Below are 23,170 nucleotides of genomic sequence, written 5' to 3'. Positions count from 1 at the left end.
TTCACAAAAACCCACGTTGAAATTGCTTTTTGCTCATTTTTTTCGTGGGTTTTGTCGTGTATGATATGCCATCTTTTTGAGAGTCAAACATGCAGGGAAAAATGTTTAAGACCTACCTGGGCGCCTTGTCCGCCATTTTTATTTTGTTTTATGCCACTGCCGTTCAGGCGCTGACCCCTTCACCTGCGCAAATCGAACAGTTTAAAAAGCTACCTCGCGCTCAACAAGAAGCTTTAGCACGCCAGTATGGTGTTGATGTTGATACTATTTTAGGCAACTCAGCTAAAACCACTCCAAACAACCAAGAAGTTGAAAGCACCATTGGCGAGCGTAGGCTTAATGCTGAAAATGCTGAGCCACAAACACCAGAAGAAAAGTTTAAGCCAAAGAAAGAAGAGCTAGAACCATTTGGCTATGACATCTTTGCCGGTGAGCCAACCAGCTTTATGCCGAGCGAAAGCGCCCCGGTTCCTGATGACTACATAGTACGCCCCGGCGACCAAGTACAAATTTCCCTGTATGGTAAAGAGTCGGCTACGGTAGACGCGAGCATCGATCGTTCTGGTCGTTTAAGCATTCCTAAACTGGCCCCAGTGCATGTAGCTGGCATGACCTTCAAAGAATTAAAAGCCCTGGTAAGCGAAAAGGTCAGTAACGAGATGATAGGCGTAAAAGCCTTTGTTTCACTTGGCCAACTGCGCAGCATTCGTGTACTCGTAGTAGGTGAAGCATATAAGCCAGGCAGTTATACCTTGTCTTCACTAAGCACAGTAACTCACGCGCTGTTTGCCAGCGGTGGTGTAAGCGATATCGCCTCTTTACGTAATATCGAGATTAAGCGCGGCGGTAAGGTTGTTAACCGTTTCGATCTGTATGACCTGCTTATTAAAGGCGATAGCAGTAACGACATCATCCTAAAACCAGGTGATGTAGTGTTTATTCCCCCTGTTGGTGCTCAGGTTAGCGTTGCTGGTGCTGTAAAGCGTCCGGCCATTTTCGAGCTGAAAAAAGGTGAAAGTACGGCTGACTTACTGGCCATGGCGGGCGGAATGAAGGCTAATGCCTATAGAGAAAAAGTTACGGTAGAGCGCGCCGGCCAAGGCGACTATAAGCAAATTCTTTCCTTTGACTTCTCTAAAGGAAGTGCCGGCTACACTCCACGAGACGGAGACGTGGTACGTGTTAGCGAAGCCAGCAGTGCCTATAACCAAGCGGTGACCGTAATCGGGGCCGTTACGCGCCCGGGTGAATACTCTTGGCATCAGGGCAAGCGTATTGGCGATATCATAGGTTCAATCCGTGGTGCGCTATTGCCGCAGGCCGACTTGAATTATGCAATTCTGCTTCGAGAAGTGGATGTATATGGCAATATCGATGTGTATCAATTCAGCCTGGCTAAGGCAGTTGCAGGTGATCTTGCTCATAATCTGATACTAAACCCGCGCGATAAGGTCATAGTCTTTAGCCGTTTTGAGTCAAAAGAAGAAGAACAAGATGCATTAAAGCAGTTGGCGTTAACGGAAGAAGAGCAGGAATTACAGAAAAAGGTAAAATTGTGGCACCTGTTTGAACAACGTCAGTTCGAAGAATTTGTGGGCGCGAAAAAGCCACTCTTTAGTGAAGAAGTAGAGACAGAGCTAAAAGGTAAGCAAAAGCTCACCGATCTTATTGCTGCGCGCTCAAATGAAGAAGAAGAGGAAATTGAATACGCAACCTTTAGCCGTAATCAACTGCTTGATAAGGTTATTAAAAAGTTACAGTTACAAGCCGGTGCCGGTGAGCGCATCAAGCTGGTAGAAGTAAATGGTAATGTTCGCTTCCCTGGTGTATATCCGCTGGCCAATAATATGGCTGTTATCGAATTAATTACCGCCGGTGGTGGCCTAACCGAGTCAGCATACCTAGACAAGGCTGAAATCACACGCTCGAAAACCGGCACAAATGATGATATTGAGCATATCACCTTTAACCTTCAAGGTGCCTTAGAGGGCACTTTAGAGGAAAACCCACTTTTACATAGTAAAGACAGTCTTAATATTCTAACCATTCCAAATTGGCAGGAGAATATTAAGGTTACCCTGGAAGGCGAGGTTGTTTTCCCAGGGCAATACACCATTCGTCGTGGTGAAACCATGAAAGACGTGATTGAACGAGCGGGTGGTTTCTCTGATTTCGCAGCAATAGATGCAGCGGTCTTTACGCGTAAAACCATTCAAGAGCAAGAACGTGCTCAAATTGAGCGTTTAACAAACGAGTTACGTCGCGATCTGGCGTCAAAAAGCTTTGAACAATCAATGAATAGCGTCAACCTCTCATATGATGAAATGACTAGCTTGATAGTTGATTTATCGCAGATGCCTACGCTAGGGCGTTTAGTTATCAGCCTGGATGACATTTTGGCCGATAAGCAAAAACTTGTACTGCAAGATGGTGATGCGCTCTATATCCCCTCTAAACGCGACTCAATTAGTGTAATTGGCGAGGTAAACTACGCGACATCTCACCTTTATAATGCCAATACAGATGTGGATGCCTATATCCGTCTTAGCGGCGGTACCAAGACACGAGCCGATGAAGAACGCATCTACGTTATTAAAGCTAATGGCTCTGTTTATATCCCCGAAAGCAAAGGCTGGTTTGCCGTTAATACCAGTAAGCAATTGGAGCCTGGAGACACCATAGTGGTGCCTATGGATACAGCGCACATGGATAATCTAACCCTTTGGAGCACAGCCACGCAGATCTTTTATCAGCTCGGTGTAGGTGTTGCGGCTATTAGCGGTATTTAAGGAACAGCAATTAATGAATAACCAAAATATTCAGATGCAACAAGTCACTATTGCCGATGATGAGATTGATTTAAAAGAGCTGTTTTTGGCACTGTGGCAAGGCAAGTGGATCATTATCGGCACAACTATATTCGCAGCTGTTATATCAGTCGTGTACGCATTGAGTCTGCCAAACATATACAAAAGTGAGGCACTTTTAGCTCCCGCTGAAGATAACCAAAGTGGTGGGCTATCAGCTTTAGCGGGCCAATTTGGCGGTCTAGCCTCTCTTGCTGGTGTAAACCTTGGAAGCGGAAGCGCTGATAAGACCACTATCGCACTGGAGTTATTAAAAAGTCGCTCTTTTATTGGTGAATTTGTAAAAGAACATAATCTGAAGCCCATGATTATGGCGGCTATTGGCTGGGATCAAGCAAGTAACAAGATTCTGTACGATCCAGAGGTGTATGATGCTGAAAAAGGTGTGTGGGTGCGTGAAGTAAGGGCGTCGAAACAGGCTGAGCCTAGTTTGCTAGAAGTGCATTACAAATTCACTAAACAGTTCTTAAATGTTACGCAAGACAAAGATACAGGGTTAGTGAAAATATCGGTTAAACATTATTCACCGGTTGCAGCTAAGGAACTTACAGATAAGCTAATTGAACAGCTCAATAATACAATGCGAGCAAACGATATTGCAGATGCCGATAATAGTATTGAATATCTAAATAATGCGCTGCTGGAAACCTCGATCGCCGATATGCAGAAGGTATTTTATCAGTTAATAGAACAACAGCAGCAAACAAAAATGTTGGCAAGTGTACGTATAGAGTATGCTCTTAAGACGATAGACCCTGCAGTAGTTTCAGAAAATAAATCAGAGCCTAACCGAGCTTTGGTCGTAGTTATTTTCGTTTTGCTGGGCGGGGGGATTTCTACATTATTAGTTCTTATTCGCTTTATCGTAAAGGATTAATACATGCCTGGTGATTTTGATAGTAAGTTAGTGGCTTTCGGATGTAAATCGGCCACTTCATTTATGTCGACAAGGCAAGCAAAACTCACACAGGAAACTAATATTTATTATACTAAAGCCGAAGAGGCTTTTTAGACCTGAAAATTTTATTTGAAAATGCCAAGGTGGTTTTATTGGGGATGGAAAAATAATGAGCTTAGTTTCTATTATTATGCCTTGTTACAATGCAGAAAAAACGATTGAAAGAGCCATAAATAGTGTTATCCAGCAAACATACAGTAATTGGGAGTTGATCATTGTCAATGATTGCTCAAGCGATAACTCAGCAAATATTGTTAAAAAGTTCGATGATCCCAGAGTCCATTTTTTTAATAACAAATCTAATTCAGGAGCTGGCGTAAGTCGTAATAAAGCGATTGAAAAAGCATCAGGACGTTTTATTGCTTTTTTGGATGCAGATGATTATTGGCATCGAGACAAGCTAATTAAGCAAATTAACTTCATGCTTGAAAATAACTATGCTTTTACGTATCACGCTTATCAAAAATTTAATGTTTCAGGTCAACGAGGAGTTGTTTATTCACCTGAAAGCGCGACTTATAAGCAGTTGCTAAAAACAAATTATATAGGTTGTTTAACTGCTATTTATGATACTGATATTTTAGGTAAAATTTACATGCCTAAAATTCGAAAACGTCAAGATTACGCATTGTGGCTAAGTATTTTAAAAACCGGCGTGGTTGCAAAAGGGTTGCCTGATGTTTTGGCGTATTACTCTACCGATACAGGTATGACAAAAAATAAGTTCAAAATCATTAAAAGCCAGTGGTTTTTCTATCGAAGTCATTTAAATCTAAATGTATTTCTTTCATTTTATTTATTAATGCACTATGCCTTACACGGTTTTATTAAATATCTTAGGTAATTATGAAAATTTTAGTAACAGGTGGGGCAGGCTTTATTGGTTCTGCTGTCGTTCGTCATATTATTGAAAATACGAATGATGAAGTCGTTAACCTTGATAAATTGACATATGCAGGTAATTTAGAATCGGTATTACCTGCATCATCAAACTCGCGTTATGCGTTTGAACAAGTGGATATATGTAATGCTACTGAGGTAAACCGGGTTTTTAAATTACATCAACCTGATGCTGTGATGCACCTTGCCGCTGAGTCTCATGTTGACCGCTCTATTGATGGTCCAAGCGACTTTATGCAAACCAATATTATTGGCACATTTACATTGCTTGAAGCAGCGAAAAATTATTGGGATACCTTAAGTGCGGATAAAAAAGCGGCGTTTCGTTTTCATCATATTTCTACAGATGAAGTATATGGTGACCTAGAAGGTACTAATGATTTATTTACAGAAACCACGCCTTATGCGCCAAGCTCCCCTTATTCTGCAAGTAAAGCATCTAGTGATCACCTAGTACGTGCATGGCTCAGAACCTTTGGGCTTCCGACAATTATCACAAATTGTTCGAATAATTATGGCCCATACCATTTTCCTGAAAAGCTAATCCCTCACATGATTTTAAACGCATTGGAAGGGAAGCCGTTACCTGTGTATGGCAATGGCTTGCAAATTAGAGATTGGCTTTACGTTGAAGATCATGCAAAGGCTTTATATACAGTGGTCACACAAGGTGAAATTGGTGAAACATATAATATTGGCGGGCATAACGAGAAAGCCAATATTGATGTGGTGCAAACGATCTGTAGGTTATTGGAAGAGCTGGTTCCAAATAAGCCAATAGGTGTAACTAATTACGAAGACTTAATTACTTATGTTACCGATCGTCCAGGGCATGATGTTCGTTATGCCATTGATGCGAGCAAAATAGAAAAAGAGCTGGGCTGGAAACCGGAAGAAACATTTGAGTCTGGCATTCGTAAAACAGTAACTTGGTATTTAGATAACCCAAACTGGTGGCAACGAGTGTTGGATGGTTCATATCGCCTAGAGCGTATTGGCGCTTAAGGAAGTATAGAGGTAGTAATGAAAGGAATAATTTTAGCAGGCGGTTCTGGAACGAGATTGTACCCAATCACCATGGGAGTATCAAAGCAGCTGCTACCCATATACGATAAACCGATGATTTATTACCCGCTATCAGTATTGATGCTCGCGGGAATAAAAGAGATATTAATTATAACAACTCCTGAAGATAGCGACTCGTTCAGACGCTTATTAGGAGATGGTTCTCAATTCGGGATTGCACTTGAATATGCTATTCAACCAAGCCCTGATGGTTTAGCTCAAGCCTTTATTATTGGTGAAGATTTTATTGGTAAAGATGATGTTTGTTTGGTGTTAGGCGACAATATCTTCTATGGCCAAGGCTTTTCACCCAAACTAAAACATGCTGTTGAACAAGCCAAGCAAGGTCAAGGAGCTACTGTTTTTGGCTACCAAGTGAAAGACCCTGAACGTTTTGGTGTCGTGGAGTTTGACAGCCAACTAAAAGCTATTTCTATTGAAGAAAAACCAGCTCAGCCTAAATCGAATTACGCGGTAACAGGGCTTTATTTCTATGATAATTCGGTTATTGAAATGGCAAAAGAGGTTAAGCCATCAGACCGTGGTGAGCTGGAAATTACATGTTTAAACGAAATGTATTTACAACAAGGCAAGTTAAACGTCGAAATGCTAGGTCGTGGCTTCGCTTGGCTAGATACAGGCACACATGAAAGTTTACTGGAAGCCGCACAGTTTGTAGAAACGGTAGAAAAGCGCCAGGGCTTTAAAATTGCTTGCTTAGAAGAAATAGCCTTTCATAACGGCTGGTTGACTGCTGAGCAACTACAAGGGCAAGCACAGCTATTACGTAAGAATAATTACGGCGAGTATTTGGCTGGATTATTAAAGTAAATGGACTTAAGGGCTAAAGCGGCAAGTGGCTTAAAGTGGAGTGCTATAGAACGCTTAACCACTCAAGCTATGCAACTGATTGTGATGTTGGTTTTAGCCAATATGATAGGGCCAAAAGCTTTTGGCTTAGTAGGCATGCTTGCAGTTTTTATTGCCCTCTCACAAGTTTTTGTTGATGCCGGTTTTAGCTCAGCGTTGATTCGCAAAGTAGACTGCACCGAAGCTGACTTTTCAACTGCATTTTATTTTAATGTGCTGGTTGCTGTTACTTGTTACGCTGTTTTGTATATAGCGGCCCCTTTGATTGCGAGCTTTTATCAGCTTGATGAACTGACAGAGTTACTACGCATTTTAGGTTTAAATGTTGTTTTTAGTGCTTTTTCGGTTATACAGCGTGCAAAATTAACCATAGAAATGGACTTTAAAACACAAGCGAAAGCATCTTTGCTAAGCGCACTTTTAAGTAGCTCAGTAGCTATTAGCATGGCATATCATGGTTTTGGCGTGTGGGCCCTAATAGCACAAATGCTGATAATGAGTGCTTGTAATAGCCTTTTTTTAATGCTGTTTCATCCTTGGTGGCCAAAAGAAAGATTTTCAAGAGATTCATTTAACTATATGTTTGGCTTTGGCTCGAAGCTTTTGTTGTCGGGATTAATTGATACCCTTTATAAAAATATTTACCAGTTGATCATTGGCAAGGCTTTTAGTGCAAAAGATGTAGGTTATTTCACCCAGGCAAATCAACTTACTATGGTGCCAGCAGCAACGCTGACAACTGTTATTCAGCGTGTTACTTATCCACTATTAAGTCATATTCAAAACGAGGCAAAGCGACTGGATCAAGCTTACTTAATGACATTGCGCTTAGCAGCACTTGTTATTTTTCCGCTGATTGTTGGTATAGGAGCCATTGCTACGCCCCTAATTCACTTAGTCTTAGGGGAGCAATGGGTAGATTCCATTCCATATGTGATGCTGCTTTGTATTGGCTTTATGCTGATGCCTATACATGCGATTAATTTAAATATTTTGCAAGTGAAAGGGCGTTCTGATTTATTTTTAAAGCTTGAGATTATTAAAAAAAGCGTTACTACTGTGATGTTGATTGTCACTGTTCCTTTGGGCGTTAAGGCCATCTGCATAGGCATAGCTATTCAGTCTTATATCGCATTGTTAATTAATACATACTACACCGGAAAATTAACGACTCTATCGCCAATAAAACAATTGATAAACATCTTTCCTATATGGTGCTTTGCATTACTTTCAAATGCTCTTGCTTATTGGACCATAAACAACATAACACAAAGTTATTCACAGCAGTTGCTGGGTACTATTATTGTCGCTATTTCATTGTATTTTCTCATGCTCGTATTGTTTGAACGAGATCTTATAAAACAGTTTACCCGGCTTATTAAGCCGAGCAAGGCATAACAAGTTATGAATAAAATTACCGTGACATCACCACTTTTGCCACCTTTGGAAGAGCTTACTCCTTTACTGAAAGATATTTGGGACAGCAAATGGTTAACAAATAGCGGTCAGTACCATCAAAAGTTAGAGCAAGCCTTGTGTAACTATTTGGATGTGCCTTATATCAGCTTATTTTCTAATGGCACATTGGCATTGATCACTGCGTTACAAGCATTAGATTTAGAAGGTGAGGTAATTACAACTCCATATACATTTGTTGCAACCAGTCATGCAATAAAATGGAATAAGTTAACCCCAATTTTTGTTGATATTGATCCAGATACCTTTAACATCTCTCCCGATAAAGTAGAGCAGGCAATTACTGAAAGAACCTGTGCTATCTTACCTGTCCATGTTTATGGCAACCCATGCGATCATCAGGCGCTTCAAAAAATAGCAGATAAGCATAATTTAAAAATTATTTATGATGCAGCTCATGCCTTTGGTGTTAAAGAAAATGAGATCTCTATTTTAAATTATGGTGATGCTGCAATACTGAGCTTTCACGCAACGAAAACCTATTCAACCATCGAAGGCGGTGCAGTTGTTTGTCATAGCTTAGAGATGAAAGAAAAGCTCGATCAATTGAAAAACTTTGGATTCGAATCTGAAACAGCTATTTCTCAGTGCGGTATGAATGCCAAGCTAAATGAGGTACAGGCAGCGTTTGGTCTTGTTACCTTAAACCATATCGATCAAGCCATTTTGAAACGTAAAGACGTATCTGACTATTATCATAAGCATCTAGGGACGGTGAAAGGTATTAAATTATTTACACCAACTGATAATGTGCAGCCCAATTATTCGTATTTTCCAATATTAGTAGATGAATCTGAGTTTGGTTGTTCTCGTGATGAGCTTTTTGAATATTTAAAAGGTAATAATATTTTGGCAAGGAAATACTTTTACCCATTAATCACTGATTTTGATGCTTATAAAAACAACAATGAAATCTTCAATTCTGCTAAACAGATTTCTGACTGCGTTATTTGTTTACCTATTCACACCTGTTTAGCTAAAGAGGAAGTAGAGAAAGTTGTTGAGGTTGTAAAATTAGCGTGTGGTTATGGAAGTATGTAGGGATACGTTTAACAAGCATAATATAGATTTGTTCGCTATTGCTGGTGATTGAGAAGGATGATTTGAAAAAATTTTTGAAGTAGTCTATTCACCCAAAATGGAGTCTATCTTCGAAGCTGAGAGTGAATCTCTTTTTTATGACTTGAAAAATTTGATTTAGATGGGATTTAAAGATATTTATCAAGAATGAGATAGGTACAAAAGAAAGTAAATTACGGTGATTAAGAGTGGCTATTAAATTAACAAAAGAAGAGACAAGAAAAAAGCTATTGGATATGGCTGTTTTAATAACTGATTTGTTGGATGAGAATGACATTCCATATATTCTTGTTTATGGCACATTGCTTGGTGCTGTTCGACACAAAGGTTTTATTCCATGGGATGATGACTTTGATATCGCCATTCCTGCAAGGTATCAATATAAGTTAAATAAAATATTTACTTCATTATCTGGTTGCAATTTCTATTCGCAAAAAAATCATAACTATTATGATTGGGTTATGAGGGTTTCTGATCAAAAAACAAAGGTTGATGCTAAGGAAACTGAATGGGAGTTGTATAACCATACTATGATTAATAATGACTTGGGGTTGTGTATTGATATATACCCTTTTTATATTAGACCACAGAACAGGTTCGCTAGGCTTTTGCATTCTTTTTTCACCAAGTCTTCCGCTTACCTTCATAAGCTTTCTTTTGTTTTGAAATCTAAATTTATAAAAAGTATAGCGTGTAATTTAGAGAGATTGAGAGCTGTGAATTTTCAAGGAAGTTACTACACAAATGCCGGGAAAATATACTATGGAAAGCAACTTTTTGATGATTTAAAGACGTGTAACTTCGACGGTTTTAATTTTAAAATCCCAAATAATCCGGAAGATTTTTTGGTTAAAAGATATGGTGATTGGGAAAAAATCCCGACTAAAGAAGAAATACAGCAAGCGGTTCACTATGAGGATGTTTATTGGCGATGATGAAAGTTTTAGTTGTTCCATGTGGTACAGAAATAGCGCATGAAATTGTACGTTCATTGTATGGTGTCAAAGGTGTCGAGGTCTTCGGGGCTAACAGCGTAAACTGCTACACTGAAATTTCAAACGCAAATGTATTTTTGGGCATTCCTTTTATACATGAAGCTGATTTTATTGATTCTTTAAATGCGCTTATAGGAAAACATGGAATTACTCACGTGTTTCCTGCACACGACTCTGCCGCACTTAAGTTAACTGAGTACGCAAAGCAATTAGATGCAAAGGTAGTCTCCTCAAGCTTCGAGACAAATGATATTTGCCGCTCAAAGAAAAAAACCTATGCTTGTCTTGAAGACGTGGTGCGCGTTCCTACTCTATTTAATCACTGGGACGAAAATTTAACGTTTCCTCTTTTTGCTAAGCCCGATGTTGGCCAAGGTAGCGTTGGAACCAAGCGAATTGACAGCCGTGCAGATTTAGAAGCCTTAAATGACAACGATTTACTTTGTGAGCTATTGCCTGGTTCGGAATATACAGTGGATTGTGTAAGTGATGCTGGTGGCGAGCTGTTGTATGCAGGGCCTCGCCGTCGCTGCTCAATGAGAAATGGCATCGCCGTTGAAACTGAACTAGTAACTAACGACGATCGCTTTTACGATATTGCATTAAAGATTTCTCAGCGGTTAGAGCTCCGTGGAGCCTGGTTTTTTCAGGTTAAAGAAGATGAAAATGGCGAGTTGTGTCTGTTAGAGGTTGCAACGCGTATTGCTGGTTCTATGATTACGAATCGTTTCAATGGCATTAATTTTACAGAGTTGTCATTGTTAGTTGCTGAAGGTGTATCGGTAAAGGCACTGCCTAATAAGCAGAAGGTAAAGCTTTACCGAAATCTATCTTATCAATTTCACAGTGATCTGAATTTTACTCACCTTTACACAGATTTTGATGACTGCTTGATCGTAAATGACAAAGTTAACACATCGCTGCTTAAGTTAATTTATGAATGCATAAATAAAGGGGGGAAAGTGAGTTTGATTACCCGTCATGAGCGCGATATAGAGCAAACACTGCGAGAGTATCGCTTATCCGGTATTTTTGATGAGGTAATTCACATACAAGATAAGAGCCCAAAGTCAGACTACATTGACGCCTCTGGAGCTATTTTTATTGATGATGCTTTTAGTGAGCGGGCTGATGTCAGAAGTAAGCTAGGTATCCCAACGTTTTCAGTAGATATGGTCGAATGTCTCCTGAATGCGAAATCTTAGTCCATGTCAACATATAGATAAAGTAATATGACTAATGAACATTCACCTTTGGTTTCAGTGTGTGTAGTTACATATAACCAAGAAATGTATATCGCTCAAACAATAGAGAGCATCCTTTCTCAGGAATTTGAAGGGCGGCTAGAAATTATAATAGGTGAAGATTGCAGCCCTGATAACACGGCAAAAATAGTTGAGGAGTATCAACGTCAGCACCCTAATGTGGTAAAAATTGTGACCTCACAGAATAATGTTGGAGCGCAAGCGAACTTCACTAGAGTACTGAAGGCCGCGCAAGGTGACTTTATTGCTATTTGTGATGGTGATGACTACTGGATAGATACTGGTAAGATTCAGAAGCAATTGGACGCCTTTGAGGATAGTAATTCTGAGCTGTGCTTTACTCCTGCAAATAAGGTGCTTGGTTCGGAGGCCCTAGGAGTCCTTGCATCTTATGGAAAGGAACAAAGAGTTTTTAGCTTCTCAGATATTATCAATGGTGGGGGGGGCATGATTCCTTCCCCTGCACTGATGGTTCGTAGGCAAGTGGTGGAGCGTTTACCCGATTGGTTTAAAGGCGCACCTGTCGGTGACTATTTTTTACAAATTTTAGGTGCTGAAAAAGGTGCCATTTATTTACCAGAGGTTACAGCTGCATACAGAGTGCAGGCAGTAAACTCTTGGTCTAGTAACCGAGAAAAGTTTCCCGTAGAAAAGTTGATGAATGAGGCCGATAATTATCAGCTATGTTTTAGTGAGTTGAAAAAAAGTTATCCAGAGAAATCAGCTAGTTTTAATAAAAGATTAGCAGCAGAACTGGCCTTTTTGGCATTCACTCTTTTTAAAAAAAAGGAGTTTACATCAGCTAATCTACTTTATAGTCGCTCTTCAAAAATTAATTTTGTTGTTAACAAAACACAGGTGTTTATGTTTTTTGCGTCTAAATTTAGCCATGTGTTCTGGTGGCTTTTGGCCTTAAAGAATAGATTAAGATAATGATAACCAAGAGAAAGGTGAAAGTTCCTTAGAGGTTTACTTAGTTGGTGGTTTAATTAATATTTCAAAATGAGAAGTTTGGCTTTAATTCTTGCGAATGTAAAAAATTAATTTCCTATTAATTATTTGTATTTTATCCAGATTTTCATGTGGAGTAGGCTTGTGATTTTTTTGGTTCTTTTTTTGGTAGTTTAATATGAGCTTGAAAAGGTGTAATAGAAGTGGCTTTGCGGGTGGTTTTTTAATAAGCCTTATGGTTTTGTTTCTTCTTTACAATGTCGAATATACATTTTTTTTTGGCTTGGGTAGTCGGTACCTAATTCTGGGGGGGCTTGCTCTAGTTTCCTTGTTCTTAGTGCGGCGTGTTAATAAGTTTACCTTGGTGGCTTTTTTAATATCTTTGTTTTTACTTTCTTTTTCTATTTTAAATGCAATCCACAATGGTCATTACGAGTTAACTTATTTGAAAGTTTATTTTGTAGTGTCTCTTTGTGTGGTTTCTGTTCCAGCGTTCATTAAATTAATTTCTTCTGGTGCAGAGGTGGGGCAGGGGTTGAGATATTTTGGATATGCTGCTTTTATAAACTCGATCTTTATTTTCTCTATGTTTATATCGCCAAGCTTTCGAGATTTCTATCTGAGCTTTTTGAAGTTGGAAGTTTATGAGTTGTTTGGTAGTGGAGTGGCAGATTCGTTATTGCTACTAAGGATGGTTGGAGTAAGTGGTTTTTCAGGTTATTCAACAGCCTTTACTCAGATGCTTTGCTTGATTTTGTATTATGTTTACATTATGAAGTTTAGAGAACAAAAGAAAATGCTTAAATCTGACTACATATTATTTTTCATTGTAATTTCTTCTTCCTTTATTGTTTCTCGAAGTACAATCGTGGGAGTCGCCTTTTTGCTTTTTTTTGGGGCGTTTGATAGAAGGAATTTAAAGAGTAATATCTTTTTCATCCTGTTTTTTATCTTTATGATGATTTCTGTAGTTTTTTCTTTGTCTTTTGTTTTGCCTGAAAATCAATACGAATTTTTCAAGGGGTGGGTTTTTGAGTTTTTTCAATCAGGTGCAGAGACTGGGTCAGTAAAATCAAATTTAGAGATGTATAAATATACGCTTTATGATTTTTCTATCTTTGGCGATGCTCGCTTGCTTAACGGAAGTGGTGGGTATTATATGGGGACTGATGTTGGTTATTTTAGGGTTCTATTTTCATCAGGGTATATAGGTTTGTTTTTACTTTTAGGTTTTTTGTTTTTTTTGACTAGGCCAATTTCTCTTTCAGGAGAGGTTCGGGTTTTTTCTTTGCTCTTGTTAAGTTATATTCTCGTTTTTATGTTAAAAGGGTATATCCTTCAGGATGCGTTTTTCATCTATTTGCTTCTTATTGTATTTTCTTTAACTTACTGTGATAGGGTAAAGAAATGTTGCTGACGTTAAAGTATTATTCAGTTTCGCATTTTTTAGTGCCTGCTCTTTTTAGAGAGGTTTTTTTAGCAAATGCTGTAGTCGGGGTAATTTATCATAAGAAAGGAGGGTTATATGCCTGAGATAGTCGCATTTGTAGGAGAAACATTTAACGAGGTGGACGGTTCTTACTACGCGACGCCGACCTCTGCTGCTTTTCTTCAAGATTGTTTCGGTCAAGATAACGTTAAGGTATGCTCGCCCGTTGATAAGTTGGCTAATCCAGAGCGTTTGAGTATTCAAAAGTCCAGCACATGTGTGAGTAAAAAGCGTTTCTATATACCCCCTTTACCCGCAAATTGCACTACAAAAGATTTTTATAAGAATGCACTACTGAGACCTGGTTTTTTTCGTTCCTTTATAAATTTTTGTGATGAAGTTATTGCTGAGAACCCACATGCACTTTTTTGGGCTAGAACACCTTCCCCTGGAAGTATCATATTTGCATTAAGAGTCATTAAAGCGGGTAAACCTCTGCTTCATCATATATGCGGTGATGCGCGCCATACATGGAAGGATAGGAAGTATCGTGGGATTAATAAGCTATTAGCACTTGTTTTCTCATTTATTGTAAGGCTGCAAATAAACTATATCTGTAAGTATGAAGGAGCTGTAAACTTGGCTTCCGGCTCTGAGCTTGAAAAGTGGGCCAAGACGAAGGCACCATCCCGTACTCATCAGTTTGTGGATATGATGACTAAGTCCAAAAGTGTGACGAGCAAACAAAGTCAGAGCTTAAAGACAATATTATTCGTTGGTCGTGTAGTGCATGACAAGGGGGTTTTTGAGATTTTAGAAGCGATGGGTGCCCACCCTCATATCAGTCTAACGGTTGTTGGTGAAGGGCCTGATTTAGAACAGGTAAAGGCGGTGGTAGCTGAATCTCCCACGCTTAAGAGTCGTGTTAAATTTGAAGGACAGGTTGCATTTAATAAATTACCCAAATATTTTGAATCGGCAGATTGTGTGGTAATAGCCTCTAAAACTAACGAGGGGTTTCCACGAGTTATTATGGAATCCTGGGTACATAAGACGCCTTTGATTGTAAGTCAAGTTGGGGGAATATCTGCCTTTGTAAAAGATAAGTATAATGCTGTTGTAGTGAAACCTGGTTCGCCCAAAGAGATTGCAGAAGCTTTTACCTATCTTTCTGTTGAAGAAAATTATCAACAAATTAAAGATGGGGTGGATGATATGGTTCAATACTCCTTGCAATCTTATTGGGTAGCACAATTAAAAGATATTGTAAATGATAATTTTAAGGATGAGGCGTTTTGAAACATAAGTTCGCTTTATTATATACCTGGTTTGTAAGATTATTGTTGATTTGGTTGCCAGACCAGCCAGAAATTATGCGATTCCGTGGCTGGTTATATAGCTTTGCGATGATTGAGGCCGGTAAAAATTTTCAAGTTTCATCTAATGTAATATTGAGGGGACTGACAAAATTAAAGGTTGGTTCTGATGTTTATATAGCACCAAATTGCATCTTAAATTGTATTGACTCTGTGTCATTGCAAGATGAGGTTATGTTGGGTTTTGCCACTGTTGTTGTTAGTGGAAATCACACAAAAGTAGACGGCTCATACCGTTTTGGAAAGTCTAAGTTAGCACCTATTGTAGTGCATAAAGGTGCTTGGGTCGGCGCAAATGTAACAATTGTTGCTGGTGCCGAAGTCCCACCAGGTTGCGCAGTAGCGGCAGGGGCTTGTGTGTCCAAAAAGTTCACGAAAGGTAATGTTATAGCTGGATTGCCAGCAAAAATAATCAGGTAAAGGGTATAAATTTCGCGGTTGTTTGCGCTGGCTATATTGGCCTATAGGCACAGCATAATAAAGTGATTGCATTAGATATATTAGAAGAAATAGTATCACTCATTAATGGTAATCAATCTCCTACCTCAGGGTTGAGCGCTTTTTAGCAAATGAACAGTTAAATTTACGCGCAACAACTTTAAGTAGAGGAGTATATCAAGATGCCGACTGAGTTATAGTCGCTACACCTACTGATTATGACTCTGACACTGATTTTTTCGATACCTCTTTCTGTAGAGTCAGTGAGTCAATATGTTTTACAGCTTAATTCATAAGCTGAAATGGTCGCAAAATAAACTGTCCCGGTTGGCTTTAATCAAAAGGTCGGGCTGTAGTTTGGTACCGAAAATGTTATTTTTCTCTAGAGTTTCTACGTGAAGAGAAAGCGTTATATGACAATCTTTACCAATTGCGCATTCGCATTATAGTGGGGGCACTTATTATCTGAATTCGGGCTTTGCAGATACGCTGGCTCAAGGCGCTGTTAAGGAAGTTACTCTTATGCTATTTACCGACTCTGCTGAAGCTTAGGCCATAAAATTTTTTTAACGCTTATCTTGCAATGCGCGTCGCTTATTTTAATAAACCGGATAGTTATGCTGAATCTCATGACTCAGATACTACGCAAATTATAAAGGGTGTAGGTTTAGACCCGCGTATTGATAACCACTACAATAATCCACCTTTTGGTTACGGTGGGTACTGTTTGTCTAAAAGCACCAATCAACTGCTGGCAAATTACCAAGATGTCTCTAATAACATTATCTCAGCAATCGTTGACGCAATTAGAACGCGCAAAGACTTTATTGCCGAAGCAATCTTGGTGAAAGAGCCTGAAGTTGTACAACTCTGCCATTTAATTGTGAAATCTGGTCCTGATAAATTGAGGGCTTCTGCGATTTAAGAAATTATTGAAGCACCTCAAAGCTCAGGGCAGCCGTGTTATCATTTACGAACCTAGCTTCGAAGGCGATAGCTTTTTTAATTCCGGGTTTACTCAGATGAGGCTAAGTTTAAAGCTGAAGTCGATGTAATTGTCGTCAACCGCATGTTTGGTTCTCTTGCTGACGAAAAAGATAAGGTTTATACCAGAGATATTTTTGATACAGACTAGATTAATCAAGTGTATTGTATTTATTATTAGGCATCTTAATGGCCAGCGCTAGCTGGCCATTCAACTTTAACTTCAAGGATTGACCATGAAAGCAGTAATTCCAGTAGCTGGCCTTGGTACTCGCATGTTACCGGCGACCAAAGCCATTCCCAAAGAAATGCTCCCCTTGGTGGACAAGCCGCTTATTCAATATATAGTCAGTGAATGTGTTCGAGCGGGTATCAAAGAGATAGTTCTGGTAACGCACTCTTCTAAAAATGCCATTGAAAACCATTTCGATACCAGTTTTGAACTGGAAGCAACATTAGAGAAGCGGGTTAAGCGTCAATTGCTTGATGAAGTGCGCTCTATTTGCCCTGAAGGCGTAACTGTGATGCACGTACGCCAAGGTGAAGCCAAAGGTTTGGGCCATGCCATTATGTGTGCCAGACCCATAGTCGGAGATAACCCCTTTGCGGTGATCTTGCCGGATGTGATCCTCGATGAATTCAGCGCAGATCAAAGCAGCGAAAACCTGGCTGCTATGATGAAACGCTTTAAAGAGACTCAAATCAGTCAAATTATGCTTGAAGCGGTAGTCAAGCAGGACGTAAGCAAATATGGTATTGCTGATATAAATGGAGTTCAAATTGAACCCGGTGAGAGTGCCGTTATTAAACATATGGTGGAAAAGCCGAAGGTGGAAGAAGCGCCTTCGAACCTAGCTGTGGTAGGCCGCTATGTTCTTTCTCATAATATTTGGCCGCTGCTGAAGAAAACTCCTATAGGTGCGGGAGGTGAAATCCAACTTACCGATGCCATTGATATGCTTATAGAGCAAGAGCCGGTAGAGGCGTTTCGCATGAGCGGTATATCCCATGATTGCGGTGATAAATTGGGCTATCTCAAGGCTTTTGTACGTTATGCGCAACAGCACCCCGAGCTTGGGAAGGAGTTTTCCAAATTTTTGAGTCAAGGTTAGTATCCGAGAGTCTTCTTCTAATTTGGAAAGGGGATACCTTGATAATAAAGGGTTGTATACGATAAGTATTGCGATAATAGGAATACGCAAAAGGGGCCTGTGTCACCTTTCAAAGGTTAGCTGATAGTTTTATTTGAATCACCCGTCCAGCATCCAAATAATCTATGGAGCTAGCTTACTGGTTCTTTGATGTTATAATTGCGGCTTATATCTGGATACATGCCTCTCAAGGATTTTGAGAGATTACGGAGAAATAAGAATGGAGTTATTCGTTGCTCTTTTGACAACGTTGATTGTTATACCGATTCTTAAACCTTTAGCTATAAAGGCAGGATTGGTGGATCTTCCTAACGCGCGCAAGCACCATGAAGGTGCAGTACCGCTAATTGGAGGAATCGCCATATTTTTAGGAACATTAACTGCGGCGCTTATTGCGTTTCCTAACGATGCTACCATTAGACTGTTCTTGTTGTCAGCCGCTCTTATCGTTTTTTTAGGGATGCTTGATGACAAACAAGACTTGCCAGTAAGAACGCGCATTGTTGCGCAAATTCTAATAGGTGGCATCCTCGTTTATGGGGCTGGTCACTACATCCACAATCTAGGTAATTTATTCTACTTTGGTGATATTGAATTAGGTGTTATCGGAACTGTTTTTACGATTGTTGCGGTTATTGCGGCAATTAACGCCTTCAATATGACTGACGGGATTGATGGTTTGGCCGGAAGCTTGGCACTTAACTCCTTCACTGCCATTGCCGTCTTGTTCTACCTTAGTGGTAACCGTGAACAGGCTATGTTACCAGTGATTATTGCTTTCTCCGTTGTACCTTTTTTACTTTTCAACTTATCTTTGCTTCCGGGTAAAGCGCGCAAAATCTTTATGGGTGATGCCGGCTCCATGTTTATTGGCCTGAGTGTGATTTGGATGCTGACATTAGGCACGCAAGGAGATAATCCTTCATTTCGCCCAGTTACAGCGTTGTGGATTATTGCCATACCTCTAATGGATATGGTGGCTATAGTCTTTAGACGTATTAAAAAGGGTCAGTCTCCGTTTAAACCAGATAGGGAACACTTGCATCATATTTTTATGCGTGCGGGTATGACCTCAAAAGGGGCACTTGCCGTTATTTGTAGTGCTTCTATTTTTCTTGCTGCGATTGGTATCATTTGTGAATATCACCAAGTGGCTGAAAGCGTAATGTTTTTTGGCTTTTTAGCTCTGTTTGCGGTTTATAATTACGCCATTCTGCATATTTGGAAGCTCCTGAAGTGGATTCAATTTTGCAGCGAAAGAAAAAAATCGAGCATATCAAGAGAAATAGGAAATAAACTTTTAAAAACAGCTGCTTGTGCTCTCGCTCGTTAGTGCGGCAAAAAAGCAATGGCCGATGTTGAAAAAATTAAACGTTAATCAACTCGTCTCAGTAATCTTGGTAGCGAGATTTTCATCTAGCTATTTAGGTTTCTCAAGTGCTTACGTGAAAATAATATGGAAGTCGTTATCCTTGTAGCTGATCTTGATACGAGCATCATACTAGCGACCAAAGGAATTCTTATATGTGAGGATTAAAGAATTTGTGCCGGTAACGTACTCTTATAATAAAATACTTAGACCAGCCAAGTTATGCTTGAGGCGGTAGCTAAGAAGAACGTTGCAGTCATCAATGGCGCACAAATTGAACCTGGTGAAAGTGCCGTTATCAAACACATGGTGGAAAAGCCCAAGATGGAAGAAGCGCCGTCAAACTTGGCTGTGGTTGGTCGCTATGTGCTATCCCATAATATCTGGCCGCTATTGAAAAAAACGCCCATAGGGGCGGGTGGAGAAATTCAACTTACCGACGCTATCGATATGCTGATTGAGCAAGAGCCAGTTGAGGCATTTCGCATGAGCGGAAAATCACACGACTGTGGTGATAAGTTAGGCTACCTCAAGGCATTTGTACGCTATGCTCAGCAACATCCGGAATTAGGCGAGGCGTTTACCGCGCATCTCAAAAGCCTTTAGAGCATGTGCAGCAAGCTAGGCTGCGGTCGGTTATGAGATTTTTTCGCGCTGTGTACTTTTGTCGAGTTTTAAGACCCAATGCACACAAATCTCTTATTGTTTATAGTTAACAAGGATGCTATCCATTCTCTCTTTGTTGATGGTCCTTGAAGAAGATTTATAGGTTTTTATGAAAATTACTATTGTTGGTACCGGCTATGTCGGTTTGTCTAATGCGGTGCTTTTAGCGCAGCACAACGAAGTCGTTGCTCTGGATATAGACAGTAACAAGGTTGCTTTACTGAATAATCAAGAATCACCCATAGTCGACAATGAAATCAGTCACTTTTTGCAAAACAAACCGCTTAACCTAGTCGCCACTACGGATAAAGAAATGGCGTTGCAGGGTGCTGAGTATGTGGTGATAGCAACCCCCACCGACTATGACCCAGAGACCAATTATTTTAACACCCAAACCGTGGAAAAGGTGATTGAGGATGTACTGCACATCAACCCAGCGGCGCTGATTGTTATCAAGTCAACCGTGCCCGTGGGTTACACCAAAAGCATCAAGGAAAGGTTTGACGTTGATAATATTCTCTTTTCGCCTGAGTTTCTGCGCGAGGGTAAGGCATTGCAAGATAACCTATATCCATCACGCATCATCGTTGGTGAGCAAAGCGAGCGTGCAGCTAAGTTTGCGGCCCTTTTGCAGCAAGGGGCAGAAAAGCCGGATGTGGAGGTATTACTGACAAATTCCACCGAAGCCGAAGCCATTAAGCTGTTCTCCAACACTTATCTAGCCATGCGTGTCGCCTATTTTAACGAGCTGGACAGCTATGCGGAGTCGCACGGTTTGGATGCCCGTCAGGTAATTGAGGGGGTGGGCTTGGACCCGCGTATCGGAAGCCATTACAATAACCCTTCATTTGGTTACGGTGGTTACTGCTTACCAAAAGATACCAAGCAGTTGCTGGCCAACTATAAGGATGTACCTAACAATATGATCCGCGCTATCGTTGATGCCAACACCACGCGTAAGGATTTTATCGCCGACTCAATTATTAAGCGTGCACCTAAGGTTGTAGGTGTGTATCGCCTGGTAATGAAGGCCGGATCGGATAATTTCAGGGCATCGGCGATTCAAGGCGTAATGAAGCGTATTAAAGCCAAGGGTATCGAAGTGCTGATATATGAGCCTACACTCGAGTCGGACACCTTTTTCCATTCTAAGGTCACCACCTCGCTTGAGGAACTCAAGCAGTGCTCTGATGTCATAATCTCCAATCGTATGACCGATGAATTGAGTGATGTCGCGGATAAGGTGTACACTCGCGACTTGTTTGGCAGTGATTAATAAGGGTAGCTATGAAGTATTTAGTAACGGGCGCCGCAGGTTTTATAGGCGCCGCGGTCAGTGACAAGCTATTGGCACAGGGCCATGAGGTTGTAGGTATAGATAACCTTAATGATTATTATGTTTATACTTAAAAAAGCCAGCCTTAAGCACATAACCAATGAGTGTTTTACCTATATTGAGTTAGATCTTGTTCAGTAGCAGGCGTTGGCGCAGCTGTTCGAGCAGGAAAAGTTTGACCGCGTTATCCACTTGTCGGTCCAAGCCGGAGTTCGTTATTCTATAGGTATCCCTCATCCCTATGCCTAAAGCAGTTTTATCGAACACCTCAAAATATTGGAAGTTGGTCGTCTTAATCACTCTTGCCGGTCAAATTTTAAGTAAGCACAATCGCTTCTTTGCCGTCTAGGAGTTTGCCAACGCCCACTTTATTTGCGGTGGGCGAGTCAAGCTGTTTGGTGTATTATCCGTGTCTTTACGCCCTGCTGCTGTACTATCGCTGTATGGTTTCGCGACGCGTCACTAACCGTTTGGGGCCTAAATTTGACAATTGGCTCTTGCTTGTTGCCGTTGAGTTTAGTGTATTTCGACACTTTTAGTGAGGGCTCAAAAGCTGAATGGGGGCAGCTGGCGAGGCTTCGTAATATAAAAGGATATTGTAATGAGTAATACAGTAGTTTACGTATCAGGAACATTTGATTTGTTCCACAGTAACCATTTAAAGATGATTGAATACGGCCTAGGTTTAGGCGACACTCTTATTGTTGGTGTAAGTACCGACGAACTAGTGTGTTCTTACAAAAACCCGCCTGCTGTACCGTTTGAGGAACGCATTGCTATTATTGAAGGTTTGCGTGCACCTGACGTTGTAATCCCCCAACATACACTCGATCATAAAGACACTGTTAAAAACTTAAACATTGATGTGTTCGTCATCGGAGATGATTGGAAAGGCAAATATGATTATTTAAAAGATCAAGGTGTAAAGGTTTTCTATTTCCCTTATGGTAAAGGTGTTAGCTCAACAAACCTTAAGAAGAAAATTTACAACCAGTATAAGAAGTTGATTAAGCCGAGCGACGATCATCCTATCCCAGAGCCCAAGTCATGAATATTTTAATCACAGGGGGCGGTGGTGACTTAGCTAAATATGTAGCGGTTAAGCTGCGTGAGCTAGGGCATGTGGTGGATGCGCCAACGCGTCAAGAACTTGATGTTGCCTCAATCCAGCGAGTCAATACTTTCTTTACAGGCAAACGATATGATGCGGTGATCAACAACGCTGGTACCTTGTACTCAAGTTTGGTTGCTGAATCGGATCCTATTTTGTGGATTCGTGATATTGAAGCCAACCTCATTGGCACTTATTTGGTGAGTCGTGAAGCTGTGCGCGCTAACAAAGACGTTCACTTGGTCAATGTAGCGTCTACAGCGGCATTTAATAGTTACAAAGACTGGACCTCGTATTGTGCAGCAAAGGCTGGCGTGGTGACGCTTTCAAGGGGCATGTACAAAGACGGTTATTCCGTAACTGTAATGTGCCCTGGAGCCATTGAGACCAAAATTCGTAATGGCTTACTCATTCAAAACCCAAATATTATGAGTGTGGAAGAGGGGGCAGTGCCTATCTTGAAAGCGGTGCAAGAGAAGCAGGTCGACACTTTGGTGTTTTATCGAAAGAACGAACATCGTATAGAGGCTCTTTAAAAGCAGATCTTGCAGATAGTGCACAACGTTAAAATTTCTACGTTGCCGTTTGCTATATATTAAATCCACATGCATTCTGTTCTTGATATGAGCTGTGCAGCATAGTTATTCTATGTTATGTGGCAAGTAACAAAGAGCGGGATGCGTGTAGATTGTTCTTAAGTGGGATTAACACGGTTGTTCAAATTTTCTTTATACCGACTCGGTTTACTACAAATAGCTATAACCCATTGAAAAAAAGCGAAATGGTCGGCATGTTTTAGCTATGCGGCTTGTTCAAGTGTGCTTTTTAGCGAAGAATGAACTGGTTGAAAACTCTAATTACGGATGCAAATAATTAGGGGAGG

General features: G+C 40.4%; 18 protein-coding genes and 3 pseudogenes. All 21 read left to right on the top strand.

What is annotated here, in order from left to right; all coding sequences use genetic code 11:
• Positions 1-101: 101 nt before the first annotated feature.
• The 21 genes and pseudogenes from C2M34_RS03165 (at position 102) to C2M34_RS03065 (ending at position 22,823) form a co-directional block, all read left to right on the top strand.
• Entirely contained in the window at positions 102-2,789 is a 2,688-nt protein-coding gene (locus C2M34_RS03165; RefSeq protein ID WP_105258049.1) for an SLBB domain-containing protein, read from the top strand.
• Between the two features lie 13 nt (positions 2,790-2,802).
• Entirely contained in the window at positions 2,803-3,744 is a 942-nt protein-coding gene (locus C2M34_RS03160; RefSeq protein ID WP_105258048.1) for a Wzz/FepE/Etk N-terminal domain-containing protein, read from the top strand.
• A 190-nt stretch (positions 3,745-3,934) separates the two neighbouring features.
• The gene (locus C2M34_RS03155; protein ID WP_105258047.1) at positions 3,935-4,669 is read left to right on the top strand and encodes a glycosyltransferase family 2 protein; all 735 of its coding nucleotides are present in this window, start codon (positions 3,935-3,937) and stop codon (positions 4,667-4,669) included.
• Between the two features lie 2 nt (positions 4,670-4,671).
• On the top strand, positions 4,672-5,730 hold the full coding sequence (gene rfbB, locus C2M34_RS03150) for a dTDP-glucose 4,6-dehydratase (RefSeq protein ID WP_105258046.1): 1,059 nt from the start codon (positions 4,672-4,674) through the stop codon (positions 5,728-5,730).
• Positions 5,731-5,748: 18 nt separating this feature from the next.
• Entirely contained in the window at positions 5,749-6,621 is an 873-nt protein-coding gene (rfbA, locus tag C2M34_RS03145) for a glucose-1-phosphate thymidylyltransferase RfbA (RefSeq protein ID WP_105258045.1), read from the top strand.
• Positions 6,622-8,058, top strand: coding sequence for a lipopolysaccharide biosynthesis protein (locus tag C2M34_RS03140; RefSeq protein WP_105258044.1), 1,437 nt, complete (start codon positions 6,622-6,624; stop codon positions 8,056-8,058).
• A gap of 6 nt (positions 8,059-8,064) precedes the next feature.
• Entirely contained in the window at positions 8,065-9,177 is a 1,113-nt protein-coding gene (locus C2M34_RS03135) for a DegT/DnrJ/EryC1/StrS family aminotransferase (RefSeq protein ID WP_105258043.1), read from the top strand.
• A gap of 227 nt (positions 9,178-9,404) precedes the next feature.
• A complete protein-coding gene (locus C2M34_RS03130; protein ID WP_105258042.1) occupies positions 9,405-10,151 on the top strand; it encodes a LicD family protein in 747 nt (248 codons plus the stop codon).
• A complete protein-coding gene (locus C2M34_RS03125; RefSeq protein ID WP_105258041.1) occupies positions 10,148-11,416 on the top strand; it encodes an ATP-grasp domain-containing protein in 1,269 nt (422 codons plus the stop codon). The genes C2M34_RS03130 and C2M34_RS03125 overlap by 4 nt, the downstream gene beginning before the upstream one ends.
• Before the next feature lie 27 nt (positions 11,417-11,443).
• Complete coding sequence (locus C2M34_RS03120) at positions 11,444-12,409, top strand: glycosyltransferase family 2 protein (RefSeq protein WP_105258040.1); 966 nt, start codon at positions 11,444-11,446, stop codon at positions 12,407-12,409.
• Between the two features lie 196 nt (positions 12,410-12,605).
• Positions 12,606-13,844, top strand: a complete 1,239-nt coding sequence (locus tag C2M34_RS03115) for a hypothetical protein (RefSeq protein WP_105258039.1) — start codon at positions 12,606-12,608, stop codon at positions 13,842-13,844.
• A gap of 108 nt (positions 13,845-13,952) precedes the next feature.
• Positions 13,953-15,155 (top strand): glycosyltransferase family 4 protein, encoded by a 1,203-nt coding sequence (locus C2M34_RS03110; protein WP_105258038.1) that lies wholly within the window; start codon positions 13,953-13,955, stop codon positions 15,153-15,155.
• A complete protein-coding gene (locus C2M34_RS03105; protein ID WP_105258037.1) occupies positions 15,152-15,652 on the top strand; it encodes an acyltransferase in 501 nt (166 codons plus the stop codon). Before C2M34_RS03110 ends, C2M34_RS03105 begins: the two co-directional genes overlap by 4 nt.
• A gap of 62 nt (positions 15,653-15,714) precedes the next feature.
• Positions 15,715-16,805 (top strand): annotated as a pseudogene (locus C2M34_RS03100) (UDP-glucose 6-dehydrogenase).
• Between the two features lie 85 nt (positions 16,806-16,890).
• Positions 16,891-17,766, top strand: a complete 876-nt coding sequence (galU, locus tag C2M34_RS03095; RefSeq protein WP_105258036.1) for a UTP--glucose-1-phosphate uridylyltransferase GalU — start codon at positions 16,891-16,893, stop codon at positions 17,764-17,766.
• A gap of 259 nt (positions 17,767-18,025) precedes the next feature.
• Complete coding sequence (gene wecA / locus C2M34_RS03090) at positions 18,026-19,138, top strand: UDP-N-acetylglucosamine--undecaprenyl-phosphate N-acetylglucosaminephosphotransferase (RefSeq protein WP_105258035.1); 1,113 nt, start codon at positions 18,026-18,028, stop codon at positions 19,136-19,138.
• 249 nt (positions 19,139-19,387) lie between these two features.
• Positions 19,388-19,780 (top strand): annotated as a pseudogene (locus tag C2M34_RS03085) (sugar phosphate nucleotidyltransferase); the annotation flags it as partial.
• Positions 19,781-19,949: 169 nt separating this feature from the next.
• A complete protein-coding gene (locus tag C2M34_RS03080) occupies positions 19,950-21,116 on the top strand; it encodes a nucleotide sugar dehydrogenase (protein ID WP_105258034.1) in 1,167 nt (388 codons plus the stop codon).
• A gap of 11 nt (positions 21,117-21,127) precedes the next feature.
• Positions 21,128-21,422 (top strand): annotated as a pseudogene (locus tag C2M34_RS16035) (GDP-mannose 4,6-dehydratase); the annotation flags it as partial.
• A 355-nt stretch (positions 21,423-21,777) separates the two neighbouring features.
• Positions 21,778-22,227 (top strand): adenylyltransferase/cytidyltransferase family protein, encoded by a 450-nt coding sequence (locus tag C2M34_RS03070; RefSeq protein WP_105258033.1) that lies wholly within the window; start codon positions 21,778-21,780, stop codon positions 22,225-22,227.
• On the top strand, positions 22,224-22,823 hold the full coding sequence (locus C2M34_RS03065) for an SDR family NAD(P)-dependent oxidoreductase (RefSeq protein ID WP_105258032.1): 600 nt from the start codon (positions 22,224-22,226) through the stop codon (positions 22,821-22,823). The genes C2M34_RS03070 and C2M34_RS03065 overlap by 4 nt, the downstream gene beginning before the upstream one ends.
• Positions 22,824-23,170 lie beyond the last annotated feature (347 nt).

It is taken from the genome of Pseudoalteromonas sp. T1lg88, assembly GCF_002964765.1.
Classification (GTDB): Bacteria; Pseudomonadota; Gammaproteobacteria; order Enterobacterales; family Alteromonadaceae; genus Pseudoalteromonas.
This window is presented reverse-complemented; position numbering and strand designations above follow the sequence as displayed.

Coding starts and splice junctions, on each gene's coding strand:
- C2M34_RS03120 (WP_105258040.1), top strand. CDS start 11,444: ATGACTAATGAACATTCACCTTTGGTTTCAGTGTGTGTAGTTACATAT.
- C2M34_RS03135 (WP_105258043.1), top strand. CDS start 8,065: ATGAATAAAATTACCGTGACATCACCACTTTTGCCACCTTTGGAAGAG.
- C2M34_RS03115 (WP_105258039.1), top strand. CDS start 12,606: ATGAGCTTGAAAAGGTGTAATAGAAGTGGCTTTGCGGGTGGTTTTTTA.
- C2M34_RS03155 (WP_105258047.1), top strand. CDS start 3,935: ATGAGCTTAGTTTCTATTATTATGCCTTGTTACAATGCAGAAAAAACG.
- C2M34_RS03070 (WP_105258033.1), top strand. CDS start 21,778: ATGAGTAATACAGTAGTTTACGTATCAGGAACATTTGATTTGTTCCAC.
- galU (WP_105258036.1), top strand. CDS start 16,891: ATGAAAGCAGTAATTCCAGTAGCTGGCCTTGGTACTCGCATGTTACCG.
- C2M34_RS03160 (WP_105258048.1), top strand. CDS start 2,803: ATGAATAACCAAAATATTCAGATGCAACAAGTCACTATTGCCGATGAT.
- C2M34_RS03080 (WP_105258034.1), top strand. CDS start 19,950: ATGAAAATTACTATTGTTGGTACCGGCTATGTCGGTTTGTCTAATGCG.
- C2M34_RS03165 (WP_105258049.1), top strand. CDS start 102: ATGTTTAAGACCTACCTGGGCGCCTTGTCCGCCATTTTTATTTTGTTT.
- C2M34_RS03110 (WP_105258038.1), top strand. CDS start 13,953: ATGCCTGAGATAGTCGCATTTGTAGGAGAAACATTTAACGAGGTGGAC.
- wecA (WP_105258035.1), top strand. CDS start 18,026: ATGGAGTTATTCGTTGCTCTTTTGACAACGTTGATTGTTATACCGATT.
- rfbA (WP_105258045.1), top strand. CDS start 5,749: ATGAAAGGAATAATTTTAGCAGGCGGTTCTGGAACGAGATTGTACCCA.
- rfbB (WP_105258046.1), top strand. CDS start 4,672: ATGAAAATTTTAGTAACAGGTGGGGCAGGCTTTATTGGTTCTGCTGTC.
- C2M34_RS03140 (WP_105258044.1), top strand. CDS start 6,622: ATGGACTTAAGGGCTAAAGCGGCAAGTGGCTTAAAGTGGAGTGCTATA.
- C2M34_RS03125 (WP_105258041.1), top strand. CDS start 10,148: ATGATGAAAGTTTTAGTTGTTCCATGTGGTACAGAAATAGCGCATGAA.
- C2M34_RS03065 (WP_105258032.1), top strand. CDS start 22,224: ATGAATATTTTAATCACAGGGGGCGGTGGTGACTTAGCTAAATATGTA.